We start from the raw sequence: 23200 nt of genomic DNA, 5'->3' as shown, positions 1-23200 counted from the left end.
TTGCGTGTGACAGACGTGGCAACAGCGGGGCAGGGGCTGTTGCAGGGCGGTGGGGATCTCCCAACGCGAGTGGGTGCCTCCTTGCCACGCGGCAACAAAATGACCGGTTTCGTTGTATCGTACGGGCCATGGACCCTAAGCGCTTTGCAGAGACAGCCTTCGGACAGGCAGCGACGCGTCCGGGGGACAAGTGGGCATTTACCTATTATCGCCCGAGTCCCCTGCCGCGGTCGCTCGACCTTGACTCGAATACAGTCCTGGCCCTGTCGGAAGCAGACAATGCCCTTGGGCTGCTTAACGGTCTGGCTCAGCTGATCCAAGACCCGCAGGTCTTCCTCGGGCCTTTTGTGACCACCGAGGCGCTAGCCAGCTCGCGAATTGAAGGCACCAAGGCGTCACTGTCTGAAGTTCTGCGAGCCGAGGAATCCACCGAGGAGCGCAAGACTGACGATGTGGCGGAGGTTGAAAGGTATCTCGCCGCCACCTATGAAAGCCTGGAGCTTGTAAAGACTCTTCCGATCAGCCAGCGCTTGATCAAAAAGATCCATAAGACGCTAATGAGTGGTGTGCGTGGCGAGGAGAAGATCCCCGGGGAGTTTAGAAGTACGCCGGTATGGGTTGGAGCCGCAGATGATACGCCCGATACGGCGCGGTTCGTTCCTCCGCTTCCCGAGCATCTGCCCGATCTTCTCCATGACTGGGAGAAGTTTGTGAATGACCCCGTCAGGATTCCGACACTGGTCAAGTGTGGGCTGATGCACTATCAATTCGAGACGATTCACCCGTTCCTTGATGGAAATGGGCGAATTGGGCGCCTCCTGGTTGGCCTGCTCCTGCTGCAGGAGCAGCGTCTCCAGTCTCCCCTTCTCTATCTCTCGGGATACTTGGAGACCCACCGCCGCGAGTACTATGAGCGACTCCAAGCGGTCCGCGAAGATGGAGAGATCCAGGAGTGGCTTCAGTTCTTCCTGGTGGCAGTCCGGAGGCAATCGGAGGATGCTGTTTCGCGAGCGCGTGATCTGGTGAATCTCCGGGAAAAGTATTACGCGGATTGCCGAATGGACAGGTCGAGTGTTTCTGCGCTTATCCCTATGATGTTCGGAAACCCGTTTCTCCATGCGCGTCGTGTTCAGCGTGAACTCCAGGTAACCCCTCAGGGTGCTCGAAACCTGATGGAAAAGGCAGCCGAGAAGTATAACTGGATTGAGCAGGTGGGCGCCATCGGGCGTGGCGGAATGACGCTGTGGATGGCGCGGGGCGTAATGGAGATCATTGATAGGCCAATGGCCTACGGTCAGCCATATGGGCTGTGATCTAGAGGTCCCCGCCTCGGCTCCTCCTGCGAAGAGCTTCTCGACGCGGGGATAATCTGGCGCAGAATGACCGCCCTGGCATTCGCCAGGGCGGTCATTCTGTCAGTCGGGAGGGATCAGGCGGCCTTAGCGATGAGTTCCATGGAATCCACGATGAAGACCGCGCCGGCGGCGGCCAGCTTTGCGTATTTGCCTGGCTTATTGGCGTATCCGATAGTTGCCACTCCCGCCGCGTCGCCAGCTTCCACATCGCGGACAGCGTCGCCAATGAAGATGCATTGCGTTGGCTTGCTGCTGGCGGTTTCCATAGCTTCGAGGAGGAGCCGTGGGCTTGGCTTCATGGATGAAGGATCGCCCGGGGTGCGGCCGAAGACACCAGCCACATATCCGTTGAGTCCCCGATCGCGCAGGTAGGCCTCGATCGCCGCGCCCGCGTTGTTGCTGACTACTGAGACGGACCGACCAGACCTTGCGCAAGCCCGCAGAACTGATTCACCCCCCCGATTCGGCTGACCGCTCCGCAGAGCCTCCATCTCAAGCGAAGTCAGCGCGCTGTCAGCCGCCACGACGAGGTCCGGGTGGGTATCTGCGATCAGGCGGAGCAGGGCGAGAGGGTCCGTCTCGGCATCGCCCCCAGTCAGGGCTTGTTTGTTAGCAGCGAGCAGACCCGCGCGAAGGCGTCGTGCGACCTCTGGGGCCGGAAGCCCGGCAAAGACCGAGCAGACCGGGCCGTCGAAGTCGAGCAGGACGTGCTTCACCGGACGAAGCACGTCGGCGAGCGACGGGGTAGCGCCGGTCATGGCTGACGCTCGTACGCGATCGTGGACCACACGCTGTCGAACCACATCTGTGCCTGCTGGACATACCGCGAGCCGAGTGAGGCATCGTCAGGGCCGGCAGCATGGTGGAACAGCGTGGTGTCCTTGCCGGTGACGTCGTAGAACGTGTGGTCGTCGCCGTTGATTGTGACCGTCCGCTCCCGGAGCGGGTAGAAGCCGAAGAACGCCTCCGTGCGGTTGAGGATGTACAGCTTGAAGAGGCTGGATGCCCGGTGCACCTTCACCTGGACCGAGGCCGTCTGCACGAGCCCAAGCTCTGCCAGCACCTCGACCGAGTGGGCGATGCCGCCTGCGTTGGTCAGTGCGATGTTCCGGGCGCGCTCCCGGAGTGCCGGTTCGTCCTTGAGGCCGTCCACCAGGACCGGCACGGCCATGGGCTCGTCGGTGTCCGGAAGCAGAAGACGCACAGTGATGGACTCCGGGGCGAGCCTGCCGGAGCGGACCTTGTCGAGCGGTTCCTGCAGGGCGTTGTGAAGGGTCTCGCTGGAGAAGCCGGCGAAGTCCAGCGTCACCTGCTTCTGCTCGAAGGCTGCTTCGAGGTGCGGCCGAAGACCGACGGGTCGTGACGTGCGCTCACGCACGAAGGACCCGCTGCCCTGACGGGTCACGATCAGTCCCTCAGTCCTGAGCAGATCGAGTGCCTTGTCGATCGTGCCGCGCGCTACGCCGAAGTGCTTGGCGAGTTCGGGGCCGGACGGGAGCTTGTCGCCGATTTCGAAGCCGGGCTTATTCGTGAGAATCGAGGCCCGCAAAGAGCTGCTGACCTGCTGATACGGCGGGCGGGAGTCATCCGGGTCGAGGCTCATGCACCCATGCTAGGGCAGATGCCCAACATGCGCGAGAAACCCAACTGTCTTGACCTACCTACCTAGGCAGGTTGTCTATGTTGAGTGTGTCGCAACCGAGAGATGCGGGAGCGGCAAAGAGGGGCCTTCTTTGGGCTGCTCTGACCTGTGCAAATGCGACTGGCTGGTGTCGGGGAAGGCGGTTCTGCCGCACGCCTACGGCTCGCCGTGATCGTGGCTGTCCTTTGAGAACTCAACAGCGCGTTGATCAACGAACGAGTCACTTTGGTGACCGGCCCGCCCCCGCGTGAGGCGGGCCGGGATCCATGGCTACTCGTGCGTGACGAGTGGTCTGGGCCCATGAAGCGGGCCGCCGCGCTCCGGCCATGGAGTGCGCGGTGGCCCTGGGGCCCACCCCCTTCTTGGAAGAGGTAGACCCGTGAAGTCGATTGTTGCAGGGCAGTACGCCGTGAACCGCGATGAGTTCGCGGAGCTGGCGTTGGGCGTGGACTCGGAGCTGTTCGCCGGTGTGCCGGGCGAGTCGGTGATCGAGCGGCGGGCCCGGATGGACGTGGCGCTGGCGGTGCTGGCGGACCTGCGTCGCGAGGACCCGGAGCTGGCCGCCTACGCCGAGCGGCTGCTGAGCATCGCGCCGGTGCCGCTGCGGCGCCCTGCGGTCATCCAGCGCACCGCCAGTGTCGAGCGGGTGGCGGCGTGAGCGGGCTGAGCGAGTTCCGCGCCGAGCGGCGCGCCGACCGTCAGGCCGACCGGGACAACGCCCGTGCGGACCGGCGGGACGAGCGCGAGCAGACCAGGCTGGGCGCCGAGGCTGCCCGCCAGCGGCGCGAGGCCGACCGGCTCGCCGACGAGCAGGCCCGGGACCGGCGGCGGGCGGCGCGGGCCGCGCGGCTGGGCCGGGTGACCGGCTGGGTGTCGGCGAACCCGGCGCGGGCGTTCGTCCGCCTGGTGCAGGCGTGCTCGATCGTCCCGGCCGTCGTCTCCCAGGTCGCCGCTCTCGGCGACGCGAAGGTGTACTTGCTGCTCGCGGTGCTGCTGGCCGCGATGCTGGAGGGCGGCGCGTGGGCGCTGGTCGCCATGGGATCCCAGGCCGAGGGCGAGCGTTCCACCCGCACCTACCGCCTCGGCGCGTGGGCGGCCGGCGCGGTCGCCGCGGGCATCAACTTCGCCCACGGCTGGTCCCAGTACCCGACCCACCACTGGGTCGCGTTCGTGCTGGCCCTGTCCAGCATCGGCGCGGTCTGGCTGACCGACCTGCAGACCCACGGCGGGCGCGGCCCGACCACGGCGGAGAAGAAGCAAGCGAAGGAGCGCGCCGAGCACGCCCGGCGCCGGGCCGAGCACCACCCGAAGGTGCGGGAGGTCGCGGACCGCCTGCTGTCCGCCGCCGCCTACGGAGCGTTGTCGACGGACGAGGCGTGGCGCGTCGCGTGGGAGTACGTCCACGGCGTCACCACCCCCGGCCTGACCGCCGACCTGCTCGCCCAGCGACTCAACGCCAGGGCCCGGGTGGCGGAGCTGAGCGCGCTTCCCGCGCCGGCCGATCTGTGGCCGGGAATGCCCGACGACCCGTTCCCCGCCCTCACCCTCCCGCTGCCCCCGGGCGGCCCTGACAGCGTCTACCTCGACACCGTTCCCGAGGACCTCGGGAACGCTTCCCCGATCACGACGGAAGCGCTCGAATCCCTTTACGGAACGGGGTTGGACGTGTCCGCACAGAACCCCGGCGGACCCGTGGACGGGCCCTCGTCCGACGGCGGCGGGAACGCTTCCGGCTCGGCCGGGGAACGTTCCCTCGACCCGGTCGACCTCGCCCGCATCCGCCTGCTGGCCGCCGACCTCGCCGCTTCCGGCGAGGAGCTGACGACCCGCAAGGTCCGCCTGCTGCTCGGCTGCCGCAACGACTACGCCGTCCGCCTTCGCGCCGCCGTCGAGGCCGAGCGCACCACCCCCGGCGAGGAGAACGCACAGTGACCACCCAGGCCGACTCCCGCGACCTCACCCGGACCCAGACCAACGCCGCCGGCGCGCTGCTGGCGATGGTCACCGTCTTCCCCCACCTGCCCGCGCCCGGCCTGCGACTGGAGATCCTGCCCCCGGGCAAGGCGGGAGGCACGTACGCGTGGGGCGTGAACGTGTCCATCCACGACGGCCTCGGGCACTTCGAGCAGTGGCGCGCCGCACTCGGCCTCGACACCGACGATGTCACGGCCTACCTGGACGACGACGACCTCACGAACTGGCTGCAGGTCTCCGGCACCTGGTCCGGCGTCCCCGTCCAGATCATCGGGTACTTCCGCTTCGCCGACCCCGGCGAGCCGCAGTGAGCTGCCCGCGGTTCTGGGATCCGCACGGGGAGCGGTTCGGGATTCCGACCTACCCGTGGCGAATGGCCCCGGACGGGTTGCTGACCCGCCGCCAGCTCCGCGCACGCGGCCTTCGCCCCGGCGGCCAGCCCGTGGCCGCCCAGATCCTGTGGTCCTCGCGCCGCTCCAAGGGCCCGCGCGCCGCCTACCTCTACCGCGCCCAACTCGCCAAGCCGGTAAGGCCCTTCACGCTGGCGAAGCGCCGGGCGCTGGACGCCGCGAACGCCGCCCGCCGCACCTGCCCGCAGTGCCGGCGCGACGCCGGATACGTCCTGCCCGCGCACCTCGGTACCTGCCTGCCTTGCGCCGACGCCGCGCCGCTCGCCGCCTGAGCCGCGGTCGCAAATTCCACTCAACTTCCTTGCACTGCACCCCGTTTGGAGTTTCGTCATGACCTCCGCCCGTGCCGCGCGGTTCGCCGCCTCCTACGCCCTGCTCCGTGCCGCCGCCGACGTCGCGGACCATTGGGTCCAGACCGACCACCAGGCCGGCACCAAGGGCCAGCACGACCACAACGGCGGCCAGTCCAGCGCCGCCGGCCGCGCGGCGTGCGCGGCTCATGTCGCCACCTACACCGCCACCCAGGCGCTGGTCCTGCTGGCCGGCTCCCGCCTGCTCGGCTTCCGTCTGCGCCCGGGCCGGGTGGCCGTCGCGCTGGCGCTGTCCGCCGTCACGCACTACGTCGCCGACCGGCGCGAGCCCCTGCGTCGCCTGGCCGACGCCACCGGCTCCGGCCCGTTCTACCGCCTGACCGACCACGGCATGAACGGCGCGTACGCGCTCGACCAGGCATTCCACCACGCCTTCGAGACCGCCGCCGCCCTCATCGTCTCCGCCTGACCTGCGAAGGAGAAACCGCCGTGTCCGACATGGTCGTTCACCTCGACCCCGCGACCGGACTCCCGGGCGGGACGGTCGCCACGTTCCTCGGCCTCGGGTCCGCGCTGGTCGCCCTGTGCCAGACCCCGTGCGTCACCGACTACGGCCGCCCCGCCTTCCACTGGTACTGCCTGGGCTGCGGCGAGCACAGCGTCTTCGCCGACGAGCGCCCCGTCGTCCGCCAGGACGCCAACTCGCACGCGGCCGAGTGCCGCGCCGTCCCCCTGCCCGCCAGCACCTTCACCGGAGTTGCCCGATGAGCCGTCACCTCGCCGCCGTCCCGCAGCCGGACGGCCAGCCGGTGGACCTGGAACGCCTGGCGCTGCTGGTCGCCGCCCAGCTCCACACCAACCAGAACACGCACCTCCTGCCCGCCCCAACCCCCGCGCCGGCCGCGACCGCCCCAACCCCCGCGCCGGCCGCGACCGCCCCAACCCCCGCGCCGGCCGCGACCGCCCCAACCCCCGCGCCGGCCGCGACCGCCCCGGCCCCGGCGGTCGACGGCACGGCGGCCCGGATGGGCGGGTACGTGGCGGCCGGCGCCGGGGCGGCGGCGGTGCTGATCCCGGTGCTGCTGGCGACCACGGCCGCGCTGGTCGCGGTCGGGATGGCCGCGCTCGCGCTCGCCGTCTCCGCGCTGGTGATCCGGTGGATCATCCGCGACATGCGCCAGAACTGACGGCTGCCCGTCCCCGCCCGGCCGAACCGCCGGGCGGGGGTGGGGAGCCGGGATAGTCCCGGCCCGCATGGGAGGCACGCACATGGCCAGCAACGCGTCGACGTCCACCGGCGGCACCACCCACAACACCCGCAACGGCTTCGGCTCCGGGGCGTCGTTCTCCCCCGGCTTCACCGTCAACGTCAACAAGAGCGCCGCCCCGAAGACGGGCGCGGCGGCCAACCCCGGCGTCGGGCTGGAGCGCTCCAGCGCGCTCGCGCTGCCCGAGCCCGCGTTCTACTCCGCCGCCGACGTGCGCGCGTACTGCGAGGCCCTGCGGGCGTTCGCCTCCTACGCCGCGATCGAGATCGAGGTCGGCGCGGAGATCCTCAAGGCCGCGCTGGAGCAGGCCCCGCCCGTCCCCAGCGACCACGTCTTCCAGCAGCGCACCCGGGCCCGGTCGGTGGCCAAGAAGCTCGCCAAGGCCGCCGACGCGATGACCGACGTGGCGAAGGACGCCGCCGCTGCGTGGGCCGCGTTCCAGCGCGAGTACGCCGACGTCATGACCCCCCAGCGCCCGCAGCAGCAGCGCCGCCCGTTCCAGTTCTGAGAGGAGATTCGACCATGGCGAGGAACCACAGCACGAGCACCGCCGACCAGGAGGTGCAGCACCGCGAGTCCCTGGAAGGTGCCAGCAACGGACGCGGGATCCTCGCGTGGATCGCGCACCGCGCCAAGCCCTACACGACGCCGTGGATCCTGGCCGGCGCGACGGGCGTGGCCGCGTCGGCCGCGTGGGTGCCCGCGCACGGCTCCGCCGGCTACGGCGTCGGCCTCACCCTCGCCTCCACCGGGCTGACCGCCGGCACCGCCTGGATCGGCAAGGCCGCCGGCACCCAGCGCCGTCTGCACTCGGCGATCACGGTCGCGGCCGGGTCGAGCTGGTTCACCGCGCTGGCCCTGTTCGGCTGGAACGACCTGACCTTCGGCGCGTTCTGGCTCGGGGCGGCGCGCTCGCCGCGTCCTGGAACGTGCGCCAGGTGATGCGCCGCAACCCCGACGCCGTGCAGGCCGCGTCCGACGCGGACGGGTCGCTGCTGGAGAAGGTGAAGCTCGCCGGGGCGAAGATCCGCAGCGCGGCGGTCGAGCCGAACCGCGTCACCGCCGAACTCGTCCTGCCCGCCGGTGAGTTGACGAACGACGACGTCACCAAGTCGCTGGGCAACCTCGCCTCGGCGCTCGACGTCGCCCCCAACGCCGTGCGATACCTGCCCGACCCGGGCTCCGCCCGCCGCGGCGACCTGGTCGTCGTCCCCCGCGACATGCTCGCCGAGGTCGTCGAGTGGCAGACGCCCACCCACGTGGGCGGCTCCATCGCCGACCCGCTCGTCATCGGCCGCTACGACGACGGCGCGCCGCTGATGCTGTGGCTGCCCGGCGACCCCGGCGCGGGCCGCAACAGCACGCACCTGCTGATCTGCGGCATCTCCGGCTCCGGGAAGGGCGACGGGGCGCTCAACGTCCTGTGCGAGATCCTCGGCCGCTGCGACGTCATCGTCTGGCTGTTCGACCCCAAGTCCTTCCAGGACTTCGGCCCGCTGCGGCCCGGCCTCGACTGGGCCGTCGAAGGCGGCGCGCCGACCGAGACGATGGTCACCGCGCTGCAGGCGGTCATCCCCGCCCGCACCCGCTGGCTGGGGGCCCACGGCTACCGCCAGTGGGCCCCGCAGGCGGCCGAGCCCCAGACCGACCCCGCGCACTCCTGCCGCAAAGACGGAGCGTGCGGCTGCGAGGGCATGCCGTTCCTGGTCGGCTGGTTCGAGGAGGCCGCGAACACCCTGCGCTTCATGGGCGAGGACGCGTTCACCGGTGCCGCGCAGGAAGCCCGTTCCGCCGGCATGGCCGTGGTCATCTCCCTCCAGCGGCCCAGCCACGACCAGATCTCCACCAGCACCCGCGCCTCCCTCCCCTCGGTCCTGGCCTTCGGCCTCGACCAGCGCGACGAGGGCATGGCCCTGCCCAGCCCGGTCCTCGACGCCGGAGCCCGCCCCGGGGCGTGGGGCAACCGCCGCCCCGGCTACTGCTACCTCGTAACCCCGGGCGTGGACGAGCAGCGCTACAGCGCCCCCGGCCGCACCTGGCGCTTCACCGGCCGGGCCGCCCGCGTCATGGAACAGCTCGCCGTGTGGTCCGTGCGCAACGGCGCGAAGGTCGACCCCGTCACCGCGAAGGCCGCTGCCGCCGCCGTCGGCAACGCCTACACCCAGCGCCACCAGCAGACCGACACCGACGCCGAGGACGGGCCCAGCGTGTACATCAACGACGACGACGCCCTGGACGGTGCGGTGGGCCGGGTGGACGCCGAGGACGCCGAGCTGGACCCGAACGCCGAACTCGGCGCGGTCCCGGCCGAATTGGCGAGCTGGACGTTCGCCGGGGAGCCCGCCGGCGGCCCCGACTTCACCCCCGAGGAAGCCCGCGCCGCGATGGAGGCCATCGTCGCCGAGTTCGAACACAACGGCGTGATGGTCATCGGCCCGAAGGACGTCATGGAGCACGCCGAGCGGTTCGGCCGCAAGCGCCCGTGGGTGTCCGGCGAGTTCCGCCGCGTGGTCGAGGACGGCCGCCTGGCCCCCACCGCCAAGGGCGGCCGGTACCGCATCGTGCCCGCCATGGCCGACGTCTGACACCCCCTGACACCTGACACCCCCTGACACCCGAACCCCTAGGCAGACGGGGTGTCAGACGGTCCCTGACACCGTCTGACACCCCCTCCTGACGCCTGCTCTGACGCGCGGAAGGGACTTCATGACGCATCGCATCGCATCGCTGTGCTCGGGCTACGGCGGTTTGGAGCTGGCCGTCCTCGGCGCTCTCGACGGCCAGGTCGTCGTCGGCGCCGAACTCGACGCCGACGCCGCCGCCGTCTTCGCCCACCACCACCCCGGGGTACCGAACCTCGGCGACATCACCCGCACCGACTGGCACACGGTCCGGGAGCTGTACCGGCCCGACGTGCTGATCGCCGGTTTCCCCTGCAAGGACATCTCCAACGCCGGCCCCAGGGAGGGCATCCGTGGCAAGCGCTCCGGGATCTGGACGAACGTTGCTGAAGCTGTTCGCGTCCTTGAACCGCGAATCGTCTTCCTGGAGAACGTGGCGGCGATCTGCTCGCGCGGGCTGGACGTCGTCGCCCACGACCTGGCCCAGGTCGGGTATGACGCGCGGTGGACATGCGTACGCGCTGGTGACGTCGAAGTCGGGGCCCCGCACCAGCGCGACCGGTGGTTCGCCGTCGCCCATCCCGCTGATGCCCATCCCGACGAGTTCGGACGGCACTGGCGGACCGGGAACCTCCCCCAAACGCAAGGGCGGAATGAACCTGCGCACGGCGGTGACCAGGCTCCCGCGCCCCGGCGACTGAGGCTGCTGCCCACTCCGGCGGCCCGGGACTGGAAGTCCGGCGCGTCCAACCTGCTCACACGCAACGCCCGGCCGCTGAACGAGTTCGCCGTCAACGTCCTGGCCCCGCTGGACGGGCGGTGGGTGACCAGCGACGGCATCGACTACGGACCCGCGATCCGCCGGTGGGAGACGATCCTCGGTCGGCCCGCGCCGGCCCCGACCATGCTCGGCCCCCGGGGCGGCGTGCGCCTGGCCCCCCGCTTCACCGAATGGCTCATGGGTCTGCCCGACGGCCACGTCACCGGCCTCGGCCTCGGCCCCAAGGCCGAGCTGACCATCCTCGGCAACGGCGTCGTCCCCCAACAGGCCCACCACGCCTACGGCCTGCTCCTCGGTGCCCACAACGCCGCCACTCTGCCCGCCCAACGCGCCGCCTGAGGCCCGGTCGTGGCCGCCCTCGACTGGCGCGACGCCCGGCACTACGACCGCACCCGCACCCTCCCGTGCCGCTGGTGCGGCCACCCCACCCCGCTCCGCGACGAACAGCGCAGACCCGCACACAAGGTCTGCGCCGAGAACGCGACGAACGACAGCGGCGGCCCCCCTCTGCCAAGAAACGGGGCTGCCGCCAATCCAGCACTGTCCTAGAGAACTGGAGACACCAGCATGACCCAACAGACCCTGGTTCAGGGAGAGCACCTGCCCGCGGCTCTCTCCCTCGCAGCCGTCGGCGTGCCCCTGCTGCCGCTGCGGGCCGGGAAAGTGCCGTTCGGCAACTGCCCCGACTGCACCGGCAACGCATGCGGCGGCCGGCCGAACATGAAGACCCCCGGCCCCTGCACCTGCCCGGCCCCCTGCCACGGCTGGGCCGCCGCCACCACCGACCCCGACATCCTCAACTCGCCCGCATGGGCGCGGGCCTGGCTGCAGGCCGCCGGGGTGGCCTACTACCCCGGCGGCGCGGGGCTGACGGTCGTGGACCTCGACAACGCGGACGCCATCGCCTGGGCCCGGGCCAATCTGCCCGCCACCCGAGTCGTGCCCACCACCCGGGGCGAGCACTGGATCTACCGGGGCGTCATGCCTTCCGCCAACGCGGTGCGGCCGGGCGTGGACGTCAAGTCGTCCATGTCCTACGCCCGGTGGCTCGGACCCGGCACCGGCACCCTGACGGCCCTCCCGGACGCAGTCCGCGCCCTGCTGGTGAAGGAGCCTGCCCCGGTCCGGGCGGCGCCCGCTGCTGTGCCGGCCGGGGGCGGGAGGTGCCCGCACCGCATGCCAGCGTTCCTGGAGCGCGGTATCGCCATGGCCGAGCAGCGCATCACGGAGGCGTCCAGCGCGGTGCACGCGACCGTGTTCGCGACGTTTCTCGCCGTCCTCTCGACGCACGGGCGGTGCGGCTGCCTGACCGAGGCGCACACGGAGCGGCTGTTCGCTGCCGTGCAGGCCAAGGGAGAGTCGCCCCGACACTGCGCGGACGCTTGGGCCAACGCCCTGACCCGGTTGGGGCTGTGACCGTGGCCGATGACGAGAAGAACCCGGCACGGGAGGTCATCGCCAAGTACGCCCGCGAGCACTTCCGCTACTTCCGCACCGCCGAAGGCACCGTCTACGCGCAGCGCAAGGGGCACCCGGTAGCCCGGCCGATTCGCTCCCAGGGCACTACGGGCAGCCACCGGCAGGAACTCATGGTCGGCCTGTTCAAGGACGGCATCGGTGTGTTCAGCGGGACCGCCATCAAGGAAGCGCTCGACCTCATCGAAGCGCTTGCCCTCTCCGAAGAGGTGCAAGCCGTCTACATCCGCGTCGCCCCCGGGTTCGACGGGGCGACCTGGCTCGACCTCGGGCGCACCGACGGGCAGTCCGTGCGGATCCACCCCACCGGCTGGGAGATCACCGTCCCGGACCCGCGTGAGGTCTGCTGGCGCCGGACTCAGCTCACCGGGGAACTACCGCTCCCGGCCATGGGCACCGATGGGAAGGGCATCGACCTGCTGTTCAGGCTGTGCAACTTCGCGAACGCCAGCTCCGAGTGCCTGGCCATGGCGTGGCTGATCGGCTGTCTTGGACCGTCCGTGCCGGTCCCGGCTCCGTTCCTCACCGGGCCGCAGGGCGCGGGAAAGTCCACCGGTGGCCGGATGCTGGTGCGGATCGTCGAGGGCATGAGCGGCGACCTGCGGCGGGCCCCGAAGGACGAAGAGAACCTGATCGCCGCCGTGGCGGCCGGCTGGGTGACGGCCCTGGACAACCTCTCCCACATGAGCCCGGACATGTCGGATGCGATGTGCTGCATCGTGACCGGCGCCGAGAGCGTGAAGCGTGCCTTGTTCACCGACGGCGATGTGCACCGGGCCAGCTACCGCCGGCCCCTGCTCCTGACCGGCATCGACGTTGGCGTCATCCGGCCCGACCTGGCGGAGCGCCTTCTGCCGTTGCGGTTGGAGCGGCCCACCGTCCGCCGCACCGAAGCGGAGCTGTGGGCCGACTACGCGGAAGCCCTGCCGATCGTGCTCGGGTCGCTGCTCGACCTGACGGTCAAGGTCCGGGCCGTGGAAGCGGAGACCCCGACCGACCTACGGATGGCGGACTTCGCCCACCTGTGCGCGCAGCTCGACGCCGCGACCGGCCTGGGTGCCCTGCCCGCCTACCGGGCCAGCCTGACGACCTGAACGACGACGTGATCGAAGGCGACCTGCTCGCGCAGACCGTCCTGCAGCACGCCGAGACCATTGCCCCGGGCACCGCCCAGCGCATGACCTCGACCGAGTGGCTGGCCTGCCTCGGCCGCGTCTACGCCGGGGACGAACTCCGGGCCCTGCCGAAGGGCTGGCCGACCACCGGCAAAGTCCTCTCCGACCGGCTCAAGCGCCTCCAACCCACGCTGGCGGCCCGGCAGGTGCTCATCGAGTCCGGCCGGACGAAAGCGGGCCGGTACCTCGAAATGACCCGCCCGGCCCCCATGCCGCCGCACGAGCAGCCGCCGCTGCACTGACCGGGCCGCCGACCAAACGGCAAGAAGAGCACCGGCCGCCGAGCGCGGGGTGCTCCTCTTGCTGTTTGGCGGCGGCGCCGCCCCAGAGCGCGCCGCGAAGCGGCTCCTTCTGTTCGCTCTGAGGCGCACCTAACTACTCACAGACAGCCCCTCTTTCTTTCTTAAGTAGGAAGACGCTGCGTCACCTGCGTCACCCGGGCCGAAATGCAGCCCCTGACCTGCGGGAAAGCGGGTGACGCAGACGGCTGGCTCTGCGTCATCCTGCGTCACCTGCGTCACCCGGCTACGTCACGGTGACGCACGGGTGACGCAGAGCCCAACCGCCGCGACACCCAAAATCGCAGGTCAGAAGCCCGAATGACGCTAATGACGCGGTGACGCAGAAATCCCTACCTCCGACACACGCGCACCACGACGCGACGCCGAAGCTTTGGCCAGCCGACCCCTTCCACCCCGCTCACAGCACAGGGAAGGACCACACCTTGGACAGCCCGGAGATCCCCACTACGGAGATGGACCTGACCCTGGTCGCCCTCACCGTTGAGGAGGCGGCCCGCCGACTCGGGGTTGGCCGCACCACCATGTTCGCCCTCATCCGTACGGGCGAGGTCCCGAGCATCCCCATCGGTCGCCTCCGCCGAGTGCCAGCCGAAGCCCTGACCGAGTACGTCCGTCGCCGGATGCAGGAGTCCGGCTTCACCCCGATCGCAGCCTGAGAGAAGACCTGTTGACCGAGAACGAGAACCGCACCCGCCGGCCCAACGGCACCTCATCCATCTACAAGGGCGCCGACGGCAAGTGGCACGGTCGAGTCACCGTCGGCATCAAGGACGACGGCCGACCGGACCGACGGCACGTCGAGCGCAAGACGCAGGCTGAAGTCATCAAAGCAGTAAGGGACTTGGAGAAGCAGCGCGACGCGGGAACCGTCCGCAAGGTCGGCAGCGCCTGGACTGTGGCGAAGTGGCTGACCCACTGGATCGAGAACATCGCCCCGCTAGGCGTCACGGAGAACACGCTTGCCGGATACGAAGTGGCCGTTCGGGTGCACCTGATCCCCGGGGTCGGTGCCCACCGGCTTGAGAAGCTGGAGCCGGAGCACCTGGAGCGGTTCTACAAGCGGATGCAGGACAACGGCAGCAAGCCCGCCACCGCCCACCAGGCGCACCGCACCATCCGGGTCGCCCTGAGTGAGGCGGTGCGGCGCCGCCACCTCACGATCAACGTCGCTAAGGACGCCAAGGCCCCCCGGCTCGATGAGGACGAGATCGAGCCCTACTCGGTCGAGGAGGTCCAGAAGATCCTTCTTGAGGTGGGCCGTCGCCGACACCCCGCACGATGGGTGATCGCCCTGGCGTTGGGTCTGCGACAGGGCGAGGCGCTCGGAATGAAGTGGGCGGACGTGGACCTGGAGCGCGGCGTGATCCGCTTGAGGCGCGGCCGGCTCCGCCCGAAGTACGCACACGGCTGTGCCACCGACTGCGGGCGCAAGGCCGGGTACTGCAAGCAGCGGGTGCAGGTACGGCGGGAGACCAAGGACACCAAGTCCCGGGCCAGCCGCCGCCTGATCCCTCTCCCGGACGAGCTGATCCGGCTGTTCAGGAAGCACGAGGAGGGGCAGACTCGAGAGCGTCACCTGGCCCGGCAGCTCTGGGCTGAGAAGGATTACGTGTTCGCGTCGCCGACCGGGGAGCCCCTGATCCCGAACACCGACTACCACGAGTGGAAGGACATTCTCGCGGCCGCCGGAGTCCGCGAGGCCCGACTGCACGACGCTCGCCACACGGCCGGGACGGTGTTGCTGCTCCTGAAGGTCCCGGAGCGGATCGTGATGGCCATCATGGGGTGGTCGTCCGCCTCGATGGCGAAGCGCTACCAGCACGTGACCGACCCCATGCTCCACGAGACCGCCGAGAAGATCGGTGGACTCCTCTGGGGAAGCTTGGCCGGAGCGCCGGGCGAGGTCCCGGAAACGACCGACTGAGACGGAAACTGAGACGGAGAACGACGAAGGCCCCGACCGCTGAGCGGTCGGGGCCTTCCGCTTGCCCTGGCGGGCGGAGGCGGAGGATACGAGATTCGAACTCGTGAGGGGTTGCCCCCAACACGCTTTCCAAGCGTGCGCCCTAGGCCTCTAGGCGAATCCTCCGTGGGAGAGCTTAGTACATGTTGAGGGGTGGTTGCGACCACGCTCTCGCAGGTGGGTGGAGGGGGTGGCCTGCGGATCGGAGATCGGGGAGGAGGTTGAGGTGGGTGGGGGGAATGGGGGCCGGGATCCGCTACTCTTGGGGCAGCCCCTCGTGTGGCGTCATCTCTCTGAACCCCCCCAGGGCCGGAAGGCAGCAAGGGTAGGAGGGCTCTGGCGGGTGCGCGAGGGGTCCTTGCGTTTCTGGGGCCGGTGGTGGTGGGGAGCCACGTTTGTCCGTTGGTCCCGATATCGTCGGTGGCGTGTCCCTAGCCCTGTACCGCCGCTACCGCCCCGAGACCTTCGCGGAGGTCATCGGGCAGGAGCACGTGACCGTCCCGCTCCAGCAGGCCCTGCGTAACAACCGGGTCAACCACGCGTACCTGTTCAGCGGGCCGCGCGGGTGTGGAAAGACGACCAGTGCCCGCATCCTGGCCCGCTGCCTGAACTGTGAGCAGGGGCCGACCCCGGAGCCGTGCGGGGAGTGCCAGTCGTGTCGCGACCTGGCGACCGGCGGGCCGGGTTCGATCGATGTGATCGAGATCGACGCCGCGTCGCACGGTGGTGTGGACGACGCGCGTGAGCTGCGGGAGCGGGCGTTCTTCGCGCCGGTGCACAGCCGCTACAAGATTTTCATCCTGGACGAGGCGCACATGGTGACCTCGGCCGGCTTCAACGCGCTGCTGAAGGTGGTGGAGGAGCCGCCGGAGCACCTGAAGTTCATCTTCGCCACCACCGAGCCGGAGAAGGTGATCGGGACGATCCGGTCCCGGACCCACCACTACCCGTTCCGGCTGGTGCCCCCCGGCACGCTGCGCGACTACCTGGCGCAGGTGTGCGGTCGCGAGGGCATCCAGGTCGAGGACTCGGTGTTCCCGCTGGTGGTGCGGGCCGGCGCCGGGTCGGTGCGTGACTCGATGTCGGTGATGGACCAGCTGCTGGCGGGTGCCGGCGAGGCCGGTGTGACGTACCAGATGGCCACCTCGCTGCTGGGGTACACCGATTCCTCGCTGCTGGACGAGGTGGTGGACGCGTTCGCGGCGCAGGACGGCGCGACGGTGTTCCAGGTGGTCGACCGGGTGGTCGAGGGCGGGCACGACCCGCGCCGGTTCGTCACGGACCTGCTGGAGCGGCTGCGCGACCTGGTGATCCTGGCCACGGTGCCGGACGCGGGCGAGAAGGGCCTGATCGACGCCCCGGCCGACCGGGTCGCGGTGATGCAGGCGCAGGCCGACCGTTTCGGCCGGGCCGAGCTGAGCCGCGCCGCGGACCTGGTCAACACCGGCCTGACGGAGATGCGCGGCAACGCCGCTCCCCGCCTGCAGCTGGAGCTGATCTGCGCCCGGGTGATGCTGCCCGGCGCGTACGGGGACGAGCTGTCGACGCAGGCCCGGCTGGACAAGCTGGAGCGCCGGGCCGCCACAGGCGGGTTCGCCGCGCCGATGGCGTTCCAGCCCGCGCCGGTGGAGGCGCCCGTGCAGCCGCAGGCCCCGGCAGCCCAGCCGCAGGCCCCCGCTGCCCCGGCCCCCGCACCCGTGCCCGCACCCGCTCCGGCGCCCGCCCCGGCGGGCCCGGCCCCGGGCGCGTGGCCGATCGCACGCAGCTTCCCCCCGGCCGACCAGACCCCGCCGCCGCCCGCCCCGCCCGCCACGGCGGCCCCGCAGGCCCCGGCCCCTGCCCCGCAGCAGCACGCCCCGCAGCCGCAGGCTCAGGCCGCGCCCACTGCCCAGCCCTCGGTGGCGGCGCAGCAGGGCGCGGGCCAGATCCGGCAGATGTGGCCGCAGATCCTGGAGGCGGTGAAGAACCGCCGCCGGTTCACCTGGATCCTGCTCAGCCAGAACGGCCAGGTGGCGGGCTTCGACGGCAGCACCCTGCAGGTGTCGTTCGTGAACGCGGGCGCCCGGGACAGCTTCGTCGGCAGCCACAGCGACGAGGTGCTGAAGCAGGCGCTGACGGACGCGCTGGGCGTGGACTGGCGGGTGGAGTGCATCGTCGACCCGTCGGGTGGCACGTCCTCGCCGTCCGGCCAGTCGGCCGCCTCGTACGTGTCTCCGGCCGCCCCGATGGCCCCGGCTCCGGCCGCGCCGGCGGGCGGTGCCTGGGGTGGCACGCAGGCGCGCGCCCCGCAGCCGTCCGCGCCCGCGCCCGTCGCGCCGCCGGTGCAGCAGGCTCCGCAGGCCCCGGCCCCGCAGCCGTCCGCGCCCGTCGCGCCGCCGGTGCAGCAGGCGCCGGCCGCCCCGCCGGTGCAGGCGCCCCCCGCGGTGGCGCCGGAGGACGACATCCCGGAGGAGGACGACCCGGACCTGAACGAGGACGTGTTCTCCGCGCAGGACCTGATCGTCCGGGAGCTGGGGGCGACGGTGCTGGAGGAGATCCACCACCGTCCGGGCTGAGTCGTCGCAGGCAGTACGGGGCTTCCGGAACTGACGTGGGGCCGACGGGCGGCCGCGTAGGCTCGGGGGCAGGTGTCGGCGCGGGTGCCCGCGGTGGTTCGCGTCGGCCTGTGTGAGTGCCGATGGATCGAGGAGAGTGCCGTGTTCCCTGGTGGCCAGCCGAACATGCAGCAGTTGCTGAAGCAGGCGCAGAAGATGCAGGAGGAGCTCGGCCGGGCTCAGAAGGAGCTCGCCGAGACCGTGGTCCGCGGCTCCGCGGGCGGCGGTCTGGTGGAGGTGACGGTGACGGGCGCCGGCGAGCTGACGTCGGTGACCATCTCCCCGGAGGCGGTCGACCCGGAGGACACCGAGACCCTGGGCGACCTGGTGCTGGCCGCGGTGCGGGACGCCAACGCGGCGGCGCAGAAGCTCCAGGCGGAGCGGATGGGCCCGCTGACCCAGGGCCTGGGCGGCGGCATCCCGGGCCTCCCGTTCTGAACCACACGCGGCACCGTGCAGCGCTGAGCGGTTACTGAACGCTCGCTGCCAGTGAGTTGTGTGATTTATGAGCCAGTAGGGCGTCGGGCGGTGTGTCCGGCGCCCGATTCGTTGGATGATGGCACCGGAGTGCGAACCCCGGTCGAAGGAAGGCGTGGCGGTGTACGAGGGCGTGGTGCAGGACCTGATCGACGAGCTGGGCAGGCTGCCCGGAGTCGGTCCGAAGAGCGCCCAGCGGATCGCCTTCCACATCCTGCAGGCCGATCCGACGGACGTGCGGCGGCTGGCGTTCGCGCTGCAGCAGGTGAAGGAGAAGGTGCGGTTCTGCGCGGTCTGCGGCAACGTCGCGGAGTCCGAGCAGTGCCGGGTCTGCCTGGATCCGCGTCGCGACCTCGCGGTGATCTGCGTGGTGGAGGAACCCAAGGACGTGGTGGCGATCGAGCGGACGCGTGAGTTCCGCGGCCGCTACCACGTGCTGGGCGGGGCGATCAGCCCGATCGAGGGGGTCGGTCCGGACGATCTGCGGATCCGCGAACTGATGACCCGGCTCGCGGACGGCACGGTCACCGAGCTGATCCTGGCCACCGACCCCAATCTGGAGGGGGAGGCGACCGCGACCTACCTGGCCCGGCTGTGCAAGCCGATGGGCCTCAAGGTCACCCGGCTGGCGAGCGGACTGCCCGTCGGCGGGGACTTGGAGTACGCCGACGAGGTCACCCTCGGCCGGGCGTTCGAAGGGAGACGACTGCTCGATGTCTGACCGAACCGACACCGCTCACCGAACCGACACCGCTCACCGAACCGACGCCGCACACCGCGACACCGCGCTCCGCGACACTGCCGGCGCGCGCCAGGACGCCACGCGCCAGGACGCCGCGCGCCACGACACCGCCGACCGTCCCCACCCGTCGGACCCGGCCGCGCTGCTGGGCCGGACCGAGGCCCCGGACGACTTCGCGGTGCAGATCGCGGATTCGGTGGAGAGTTTCGTGCTGGCCGTCACCGAGGTCGCCAAGGGCGACGAGCCGGGCAGCGCGATCTCGCTGCTGCTGCTGGAGGTGTCGCAGCTGCTGCTGGCGGGCGGCCGGCTGGGCGCGATCGAGGACGTGCTGCCGGATGACCGCTTCGAGCCGGACGCCGGCCCGGAGCCGGACGGGGTGGAGCTGCGCGAGCGTCTCGCCGAGCTGCTGGCGCCGATCGACGTCTACCACGAGGTGTTCGACCCGTACGGCCCGCCGGAGAAGCCGAGCGCGTTCAGGATCTCGGACGACCTGGCCGGGGTGGTCAGCGAGCTGAGCCACGGCCTGACGCACTACCGCGAGGGCCGGGTGTCGGAGGCGCTGTGGTGGTGGCAGTTCTCGTACCTGTCCAACTGGGGTTCGACTTGCACGGCGGTGCTGCGGGCGCTGCAGTCGCTGATCGCGCACGTGCGGCTGGACTCGCCGCTGGGCGCGGTGCCGGACGGGGCGGACACCGACGACGACGGGTTGACGGACGAGCAGCTGGAGCAGCAGGCGGGCGACCTGATGGCGGCCGAGCTCGGGCTCTAGGCCGGAGCCAGGGGGAGTGTGACGCATCCGTCACCCGCGCGGCGGAGGCGAAGATTCCGGTACCGGGGGCGGTGTGCGGGCGGCGATTCTTCGGGGTGGGCCGCCGGAGCCCGCAGACCTGACGGTCCCCGGTGATCAGATTTCGATATTCACATCTCACGATGTGGAAGACGTCGGTCGCAACATCCCTGCTCGTTAGACTGACGGTGACCCAACACCCCAAGTCGAGGAGCCCCCGTGGGCCTTGTCGTGCAGAAGTACGGCGGCTCATCCGTCGCTGATGCCGAAGGCATCAAGCGCGTCGCCCGCCGAATCGTGGACACCCGGAAGGCCGGCCATGAGGTCGTCGTCGTGGTCTCCGCGATGGGTGACACCACGGACGAGCTCATCGAACTCGCGGAACAGGTGACGCCTATTCCGTCCGGCCGTGAGTTCGACATGCTGCTGACCGCCGGAGAGCGCATCTCCATGGCGCTGCTGGCGATGGCGATCAAGACGCTGGGCTTCGATGCCCAGTCGTTCACCGGCAGCCAGGCCGGTGTGATCACCGATTCGACGCACAACAAGGCGCGGATCATCGACGTGACGCCGGGCCGGATCCGCAACGCCCTGGACGAGGGCAACGTCGCGATCGTGGCCGGCTTCCAGGGCGTTTCGCAGGTCTCCAAGGACATCACCACGCTGGGCCGCGGCGGCTCCGACACCACCGCGGTGGCGCTGGCGGCCGCGCTGGGCGCCGAGGTCTGCGAGATCTACACCGACGTGGACGGCGTGTTCACCGCCGACCCGCGGGTGGTCAAGAAGGCCCGCAAGATCGACTGGATCGCCTTCGAGGACATGCTGGAACTGGCCTCGTCTGGTTCCAAGGTGCTGCTCGACCGCTGTGTGGAGTACGCGCGGCGCTACAACATCCCCATTCACGTACGATCGTCGTTCTCCGGTCTGCCGGGGACCATCGTCAGTGGCACCAACCCGAACCAGCCCGAAGGGGGCGAGATGGAGCAGGCCATCATCTCCGGAGTCGCCCACGACACGTCGGAGGCCAAGGTCACCGTCGTCGGCGTGCCGGACAAGCCGGGCGAGGCGGCCCGGATCTTCCGCGCCATCGCGGACGCCGAGGTCAACATCGACATGGTGGTGCAGAACGTCTCCGCCGCCGCCACCGGCCTGACCGACATCTCCTTCACCCTGCCCAGCACCGAGGGCCAGAAGGCCATCGACGCGCTGAGCCGGGTCAAGGCGGGCATCGGCTACGAGTCGCTGCGCTACGACGACGCGATCGGCAAGATCTCGCTGGTCGGCGCCGGCATGCGCTCCAACCCGGGCGTCACCGCGACCTTCTTCGAGGCGTTGTCCGAGGCGGGCGTGAACATCGAGCTGATCTCCACCTCGGAGATCCGGATCTCGGTGGTCACCCGCGCCGAGGACGTGCCGGAGGCGGTCCGCGCCGTGCACACCGCCTTCGGGCTGGACAGCTCCGGCGACGAGGCGGTCGTCTACGGCGGCACCGGCCGCTGAGGCTCATCCAGCAGGATTGCCCGCACCTGAGGTCCGCGCACAGCGCAGAGGTTGTGTGCGGGACGGGTGAAGCGGACCCTGACCGTCCGCCGGGTCTGCCAGAATCCCCCTTCGGAGCGATGTGTTCCGGAGGGGGATTCCTCTCTGCGGAAGAACTCCCCCGGCGCGGGGCAACCAGGACAGGGGATCGGGTGTCCAACCAGCGTGACGAACGTGACAGGGGCGGTGGTGGCGATCACCCTGCCCGGGGCGGCCCGGCGGGCCGGTAGTCGGATGGGCTTTGCTGCGGCGGCAGCGGACGCGACCGGGGCCAGCGTCGACCAGCTCACCGACACCTACCGGGCCCACTACCGTTCCCTGCTGCGGCTTGCCGCACTGCTGCTGGACGACCTCTCCTCCTGCGAGGACGTCGTGCAGGAGGCGTTCATCCGGGTGCACGCCGCCCGGCGCCGGGTCCGCGATCCCGAGAAGACCCTCGCGTACCTGCGGCAGACCGTGGTCAACCTCTCCCGCTCCACGCTGCGGCGCCGACTGCTCGGCCTGCGCCTCCTGCCCAAGCCCATGCCTGACATGGCCAGTGCAGAAGAGGGGGCATACGATGCGCTGGAGCGCGACGCACTGAAGGCCGCGCTACGGGGGTTGCAACGCCGTCAGCGGGAGGTGCTGGTGCTGCGCTACTACGCGGACCTGACGGAGGCACAGGTCGCGGAGGTGCTCGGCATCTCCATCGGCTCGGTCAAGGCCTACGGGTCGCGCGGACTGGCTGCCCTGCGGGTGCGGCTGGGGTCCGCCGATGACTGACCCGCACCGGCCCGGCCCGCAGCACGAACTGAGCGAGGACCAGCTCCGCGACCGGCTGCACCGCGCCGTCGCCGGTGTCCAGCCCGAACCCGGGGCGCTGCCCCGGCTGCGCACCGCCGTCCCCCGCCGCCGGGCCGCCCGGCGGCGCGCCTGGGGCGGCGCCGCGGTGCTGGCCGCCGCCGTCGTCGGACTGCCCGTGGTGCACGCCGCCCAGCCGTTCCACCTGTCCGGCGACCCCACCGGCGGCCAGGCCGCGCCCGGTGCCACCGCCACCCCGGACGCCTCGGTGGCCGCCCCCGGCCACCCGCGCAACCCCGCCGGCGCGACCGCCGCCGGGCCCGACGGCGCCGGCCCCGAGACCTCCGCCGACCCGAGCGCCGACAGCAGCCCGGGCGGGTCGCCCGTCGTCGTGCCGCTGTGCACCGGCACCGACCTCGGCCGGGGCGAGGTCCAGAAGGCCGCCGCCGCCACGGCCGACGGCCGGATCTACGGCTGGTTCCAACTCACCAACACCGCCGGGCATCCGTGCCGGATCACCGGCCCGGGCGCCGTCACCATCGACCCCGGCACCATCGGCGTCCGCCTGCTCGCCCACACCGTCGGCGACCCGGCCGAGGCGCTGCCCGATCCGGCCGGGCTGCCCCGCGAACTGCTGCTCACGCCCGGCGGCTCCTACCTGGTCCGGTTCGCCTGGGTGCCCACCGGCTGCCCCACCACCTCGCCCTCACCGGTAAACCCGCAGCCCAGCCCCACCCCCAGCGGCGGCGCAATGCCCGGCACCGACACCCCGGCCGGCAGCCCCCCCGCGGTCGACCCCAGCCCCACCGGCGCGTACGCCCCCGCCGGCCACCAGTCGCCGCGCGACACCTTCCGGCTCGGCTACACCCCCGACCCGGCCACCGGCTTCGCCGCCACCACGGTCCTGCCCACCGGCTGCGGCGGCACCGTCTACCACTCGGCCCCCGAACCGGCCCCCACCACCGGCCTTCCGGCCCCCTCGCCGAGCGCCGGCGCCTGACCG

Annotated in this window: 24 protein-coding genes, 1 tRNA gene, 1 other RNA gene and 1 pseudogene; 24 read left to right on the top strand and 3 right to left on the bottom strand. The window is 70.9% G+C overall.

Annotation, left to right across the window (positions count from 1 at the left end; genetic code table 11):
- Nucleotides 1-128 precede the first annotated feature (128 nt).
- On the top strand, nucleotides 129-1313 hold the full coding sequence (locus ACFYS8_RS11820; protein WP_387639272.1) for a Fic family protein: 1185 nt from the start codon (nucleotides 129-131) through the stop codon (nucleotides 1311-1313).
- Nucleotides 1314-1429: 116 nt separating this feature from the next.
- Here the strand turns inward: ACFYS8_RS11820 and ACFYS8_RS11815 are convergent, their stop codons facing one another.
- The gene (locus ACFYS8_RS11815; RefSeq protein ID WP_387639270.1) at nucleotides 1430-2113 is read right to left on the bottom strand and encodes an HAD family hydrolase; all 684 of its coding nucleotides are present in this window, start codon (nucleotides 2111-2113) and stop codon (nucleotides 1430-1432) included.
- Entirely contained in the window at nucleotides 2110-2958 is an 849-nt protein-coding gene (locus ACFYS8_RS11810; protein WP_387639267.1) for a GntR family transcriptional regulator, read from the bottom strand. Before ACFYS8_RS11810 ends, ACFYS8_RS11815 begins: the two co-directional genes overlap by 4 nt.
- A gap of 418 nt (nucleotides 2959-3376) precedes the next feature.
- On the opposite strand from ACFYS8_RS11810, the gene ACFYS8_RS11805 reads away from it, so the two are divergent.
- The 15 genes and pseudogenes from ACFYS8_RS11805 to ACFYS8_RS11735 all read left to right on the top strand — a co-directional run bounded on the left by ACFYS8_RS11805 (nucleotide 3377) and on the right by ACFYS8_RS11735 (nucleotide 15239).
- On the top strand, nucleotides 3377-3655 hold the full coding sequence (locus ACFYS8_RS11805) for a hypothetical protein (RefSeq protein WP_387639264.1): 279 nt from the start codon (nucleotides 3377-3379) through the stop codon (nucleotides 3653-3655).
- Nucleotides 3652-4929 carry a hypothetical protein gene (locus ACFYS8_RS11800; protein ID WP_387639262.1) on the top strand — a complete coding sequence of 426 codons (1278 nt, stop codon included), beginning with the start codon at nucleotides 3652-3654 and terminating at the stop codon, nucleotides 4927-4929. The genes ACFYS8_RS11805 and ACFYS8_RS11800 overlap by 4 nt, the downstream gene beginning before the upstream one ends.
- Nucleotides 4926-5282, top strand: a complete 357-nt coding sequence (locus tag ACFYS8_RS11795) for a hypothetical protein (RefSeq protein WP_387639259.1) — start codon at nucleotides 4926-4928, stop codon at nucleotides 5280-5282. Before ACFYS8_RS11800 ends, ACFYS8_RS11795 begins: the two co-directional genes overlap by 4 nt.
- The gene (locus ACFYS8_RS11790; RefSeq protein WP_387639256.1) at nucleotides 5279-5653 is read left to right on the top strand and encodes an RRQRL motif-containing zinc-binding protein; all 375 of its coding nucleotides are present in this window, start codon (nucleotides 5279-5281) and stop codon (nucleotides 5651-5653) included. Before ACFYS8_RS11795 ends, ACFYS8_RS11790 begins: the two co-directional genes overlap by 4 nt.
- 58 nt (nucleotides 5654-5711) lie before the next feature.
- Complete coding sequence (locus tag ACFYS8_RS11785) at nucleotides 5712-6161, top strand: hypothetical protein (protein WP_387639254.1); 450 nt, start codon at nucleotides 5712-5714, stop codon at nucleotides 6159-6161.
- 20 nt (nucleotides 6162-6181) lie between these two features.
- The gene (locus tag ACFYS8_RS11780) at nucleotides 6182-6460 is read left to right on the top strand and encodes a hypothetical protein (protein WP_387639251.1); all 279 of its coding nucleotides are present in this window, start codon (nucleotides 6182-6184) and stop codon (nucleotides 6458-6460) included.
- Nucleotides 6457-6879 (top strand): hypothetical protein, encoded by a 423-nt coding sequence (locus tag ACFYS8_RS11775; protein WP_387639249.1) that lies wholly within the window; start codon nucleotides 6457-6459, stop codon nucleotides 6877-6879. The genes ACFYS8_RS11780 and ACFYS8_RS11775 overlap by 4 nt, the downstream gene beginning before the upstream one ends.
- An 82-nt stretch (nucleotides 6880-6961) precedes the next feature.
- Nucleotides 6962-7468 carry a plasmid transfer protein TraA gene (traA, locus tag ACFYS8_RS11770; RefSeq protein WP_387639246.1) on the top strand — a complete coding sequence of 169 codons (507 nt, stop codon included), beginning with the start codon at nucleotides 6962-6964 and terminating at the stop codon, nucleotides 7466-7468.
- Between the two features lie 14 nt (nucleotides 7469-7482).
- Nucleotides 7483-7902, top strand: a complete 420-nt coding sequence (locus tag ACFYS8_RS11765) for a hypothetical protein (protein WP_387639243.1) — start codon at nucleotides 7483-7485, stop codon at nucleotides 7900-7902.
- Nucleotides 7899-9545 carry a sporulation protein SsgA gene (locus tag ACFYS8_RS11760; protein ID WP_387639241.1) on the top strand — a complete coding sequence of 549 codons (1647 nt, stop codon included), beginning with the start codon at nucleotides 7899-7901 and terminating at the stop codon, nucleotides 9543-9545. Before ACFYS8_RS11765 ends, ACFYS8_RS11760 begins: the two co-directional genes overlap by 4 nt.
- A gap of 121 nt (nucleotides 9546-9666) precedes the next feature.
- A complete protein-coding gene (locus ACFYS8_RS11755; RefSeq protein ID WP_387639238.1) occupies nucleotides 9667-10701 on the top strand; it encodes a DNA cytosine methyltransferase in 1035 nt (344 codons plus the stop codon).
- 228 nt (nucleotides 10702-10929) lie between these two features.
- Nucleotides 10930-11778 carry a bifunctional DNA primase/polymerase gene (locus ACFYS8_RS11750; protein ID WP_387639235.1) on the top strand — a complete coding sequence of 283 codons (849 nt, stop codon included), beginning with the start codon at nucleotides 10930-10932 and terminating at the stop codon, nucleotides 11776-11778.
- Between the two features lie 2 nt (nucleotides 11779-11780).
- A pseudogene (locus tag ACFYS8_RS11745) lies at nucleotides 11781-13255 on the top strand (ATP-binding protein).
- A gap of 482 nt (nucleotides 13256-13737) precedes the next feature.
- Nucleotides 13738-13971 carry a helix-turn-helix domain-containing protein gene (locus ACFYS8_RS11740; protein WP_387639232.1) on the top strand — a complete coding sequence of 78 codons (234 nt, stop codon included), beginning with the start codon at nucleotides 13738-13740 and terminating at the stop codon, nucleotides 13969-13971.
- Between the two features lie 11 nt (nucleotides 13972-13982).
- Nucleotides 13983-15239 (top strand): tyrosine-type recombinase/integrase, encoded by a 1257-nt coding sequence (locus tag ACFYS8_RS11735; protein ID WP_387639230.1) that lies wholly within the window; start codon nucleotides 13983-13985, stop codon nucleotides 15237-15239.
- An 80-nt stretch (nucleotides 15240-15319) separates the two neighbouring features.
- On the opposite strand, the gene ACFYS8_RS11730 is transcribed toward ACFYS8_RS11735, so the two are convergent.
- Nucleotides 15320-15404 (bottom strand) — tRNA-Ser (locus ACFYS8_RS11730).
- A gap of 143 nt (nucleotides 15405-15547) precedes the next feature.
- Here ACFYS8_RS11730 and ffs point away from each other — a divergent pair.
- The 8 genes from ffs (at nucleotide 15548) to ACFYS8_RS11690 (ending at nucleotide 23197) form a co-directional block, all read left to right on the top strand.
- An RNA gene (gene ffs / locus ACFYS8_RS11725) (signal recognition particle sRNA small type) lies at nucleotides 15548-15638 on the top strand.
- 65 nt (nucleotides 15639-15703) lie between these two features.
- Nucleotides 15704-17833: a DNA polymerase III subunit gamma and tau gene (locus ACFYS8_RS11720; RefSeq protein ID WP_387639227.1), complete on the top strand. Its 2130-nt coding sequence runs from the start codon at nucleotides 15704-15706 to the stop codon at nucleotides 17831-17833.
- Nucleotides 17834-17998: 165 nt separating this feature from the next.
- Nucleotides 17999-18310 carry a YbaB/EbfC family nucleoid-associated protein gene (locus ACFYS8_RS11715; protein ID WP_380487984.1) on the top strand — a complete coding sequence of 104 codons (312 nt, stop codon included), beginning with the start codon at nucleotides 17999-18001 and terminating at the stop codon, nucleotides 18308-18310.
- 160 nt (nucleotides 18311-18470) lie between these two features.
- Nucleotides 18471-19070: a recombination mediator RecR gene (gene recR / locus ACFYS8_RS11710; protein ID WP_387640690.1), complete on the top strand. Its 600-nt coding sequence runs from the start codon at nucleotides 18471-18473 to the stop codon at nucleotides 19068-19070.
- Nucleotides 19063-19860, top strand: a complete 798-nt coding sequence (locus ACFYS8_RS11705; protein ID WP_387639225.1) for a DUF5063 domain-containing protein — start codon at nucleotides 19063-19065, stop codon at nucleotides 19858-19860. Before recR ends, ACFYS8_RS11705 begins: the two co-directional genes overlap by 8 nt.
- A gap of 237 nt (nucleotides 19861-20097) precedes the next feature.
- A complete protein-coding gene (locus ACFYS8_RS11700) occupies nucleotides 20098-21378 on the top strand; it encodes an aspartate kinase (protein ID WP_387639223.1) in 1281 nt (426 codons plus the stop codon).
- Nucleotides 21379-21651: 273 nt separating this feature from the next.
- Complete coding sequence (locus tag ACFYS8_RS11695; protein WP_387640688.1) at nucleotides 21652-22179, top strand: SigE family RNA polymerase sigma factor; 528 nt, start codon at nucleotides 21652-21654, stop codon at nucleotides 22177-22179.
- A complete protein-coding gene (locus ACFYS8_RS11690; protein ID WP_387639220.1) occupies nucleotides 22172-23197 on the top strand; it encodes a hypothetical protein in 1026 nt (341 codons plus the stop codon). The genes ACFYS8_RS11695 and ACFYS8_RS11690 overlap by 8 nt, the downstream gene beginning before the upstream one ends.
- Nucleotides 23198-23200 lie beyond the last annotated feature (3 nt).

The sequence above is a fragment of the Kitasatospora sp. NPDC004615 genome (assembly GCF_042873545.1).
In the GTDB taxonomy this organism is placed as follows: domain Bacteria; phylum Actinomycetota; class Actinomycetes; order Streptomycetales; family Streptomycetaceae; genus Kitasatospora.
Note: the sequence above shows the minus strand (reverse complement) of the source record. Positions and strands in the feature narration are given on the sequence as shown.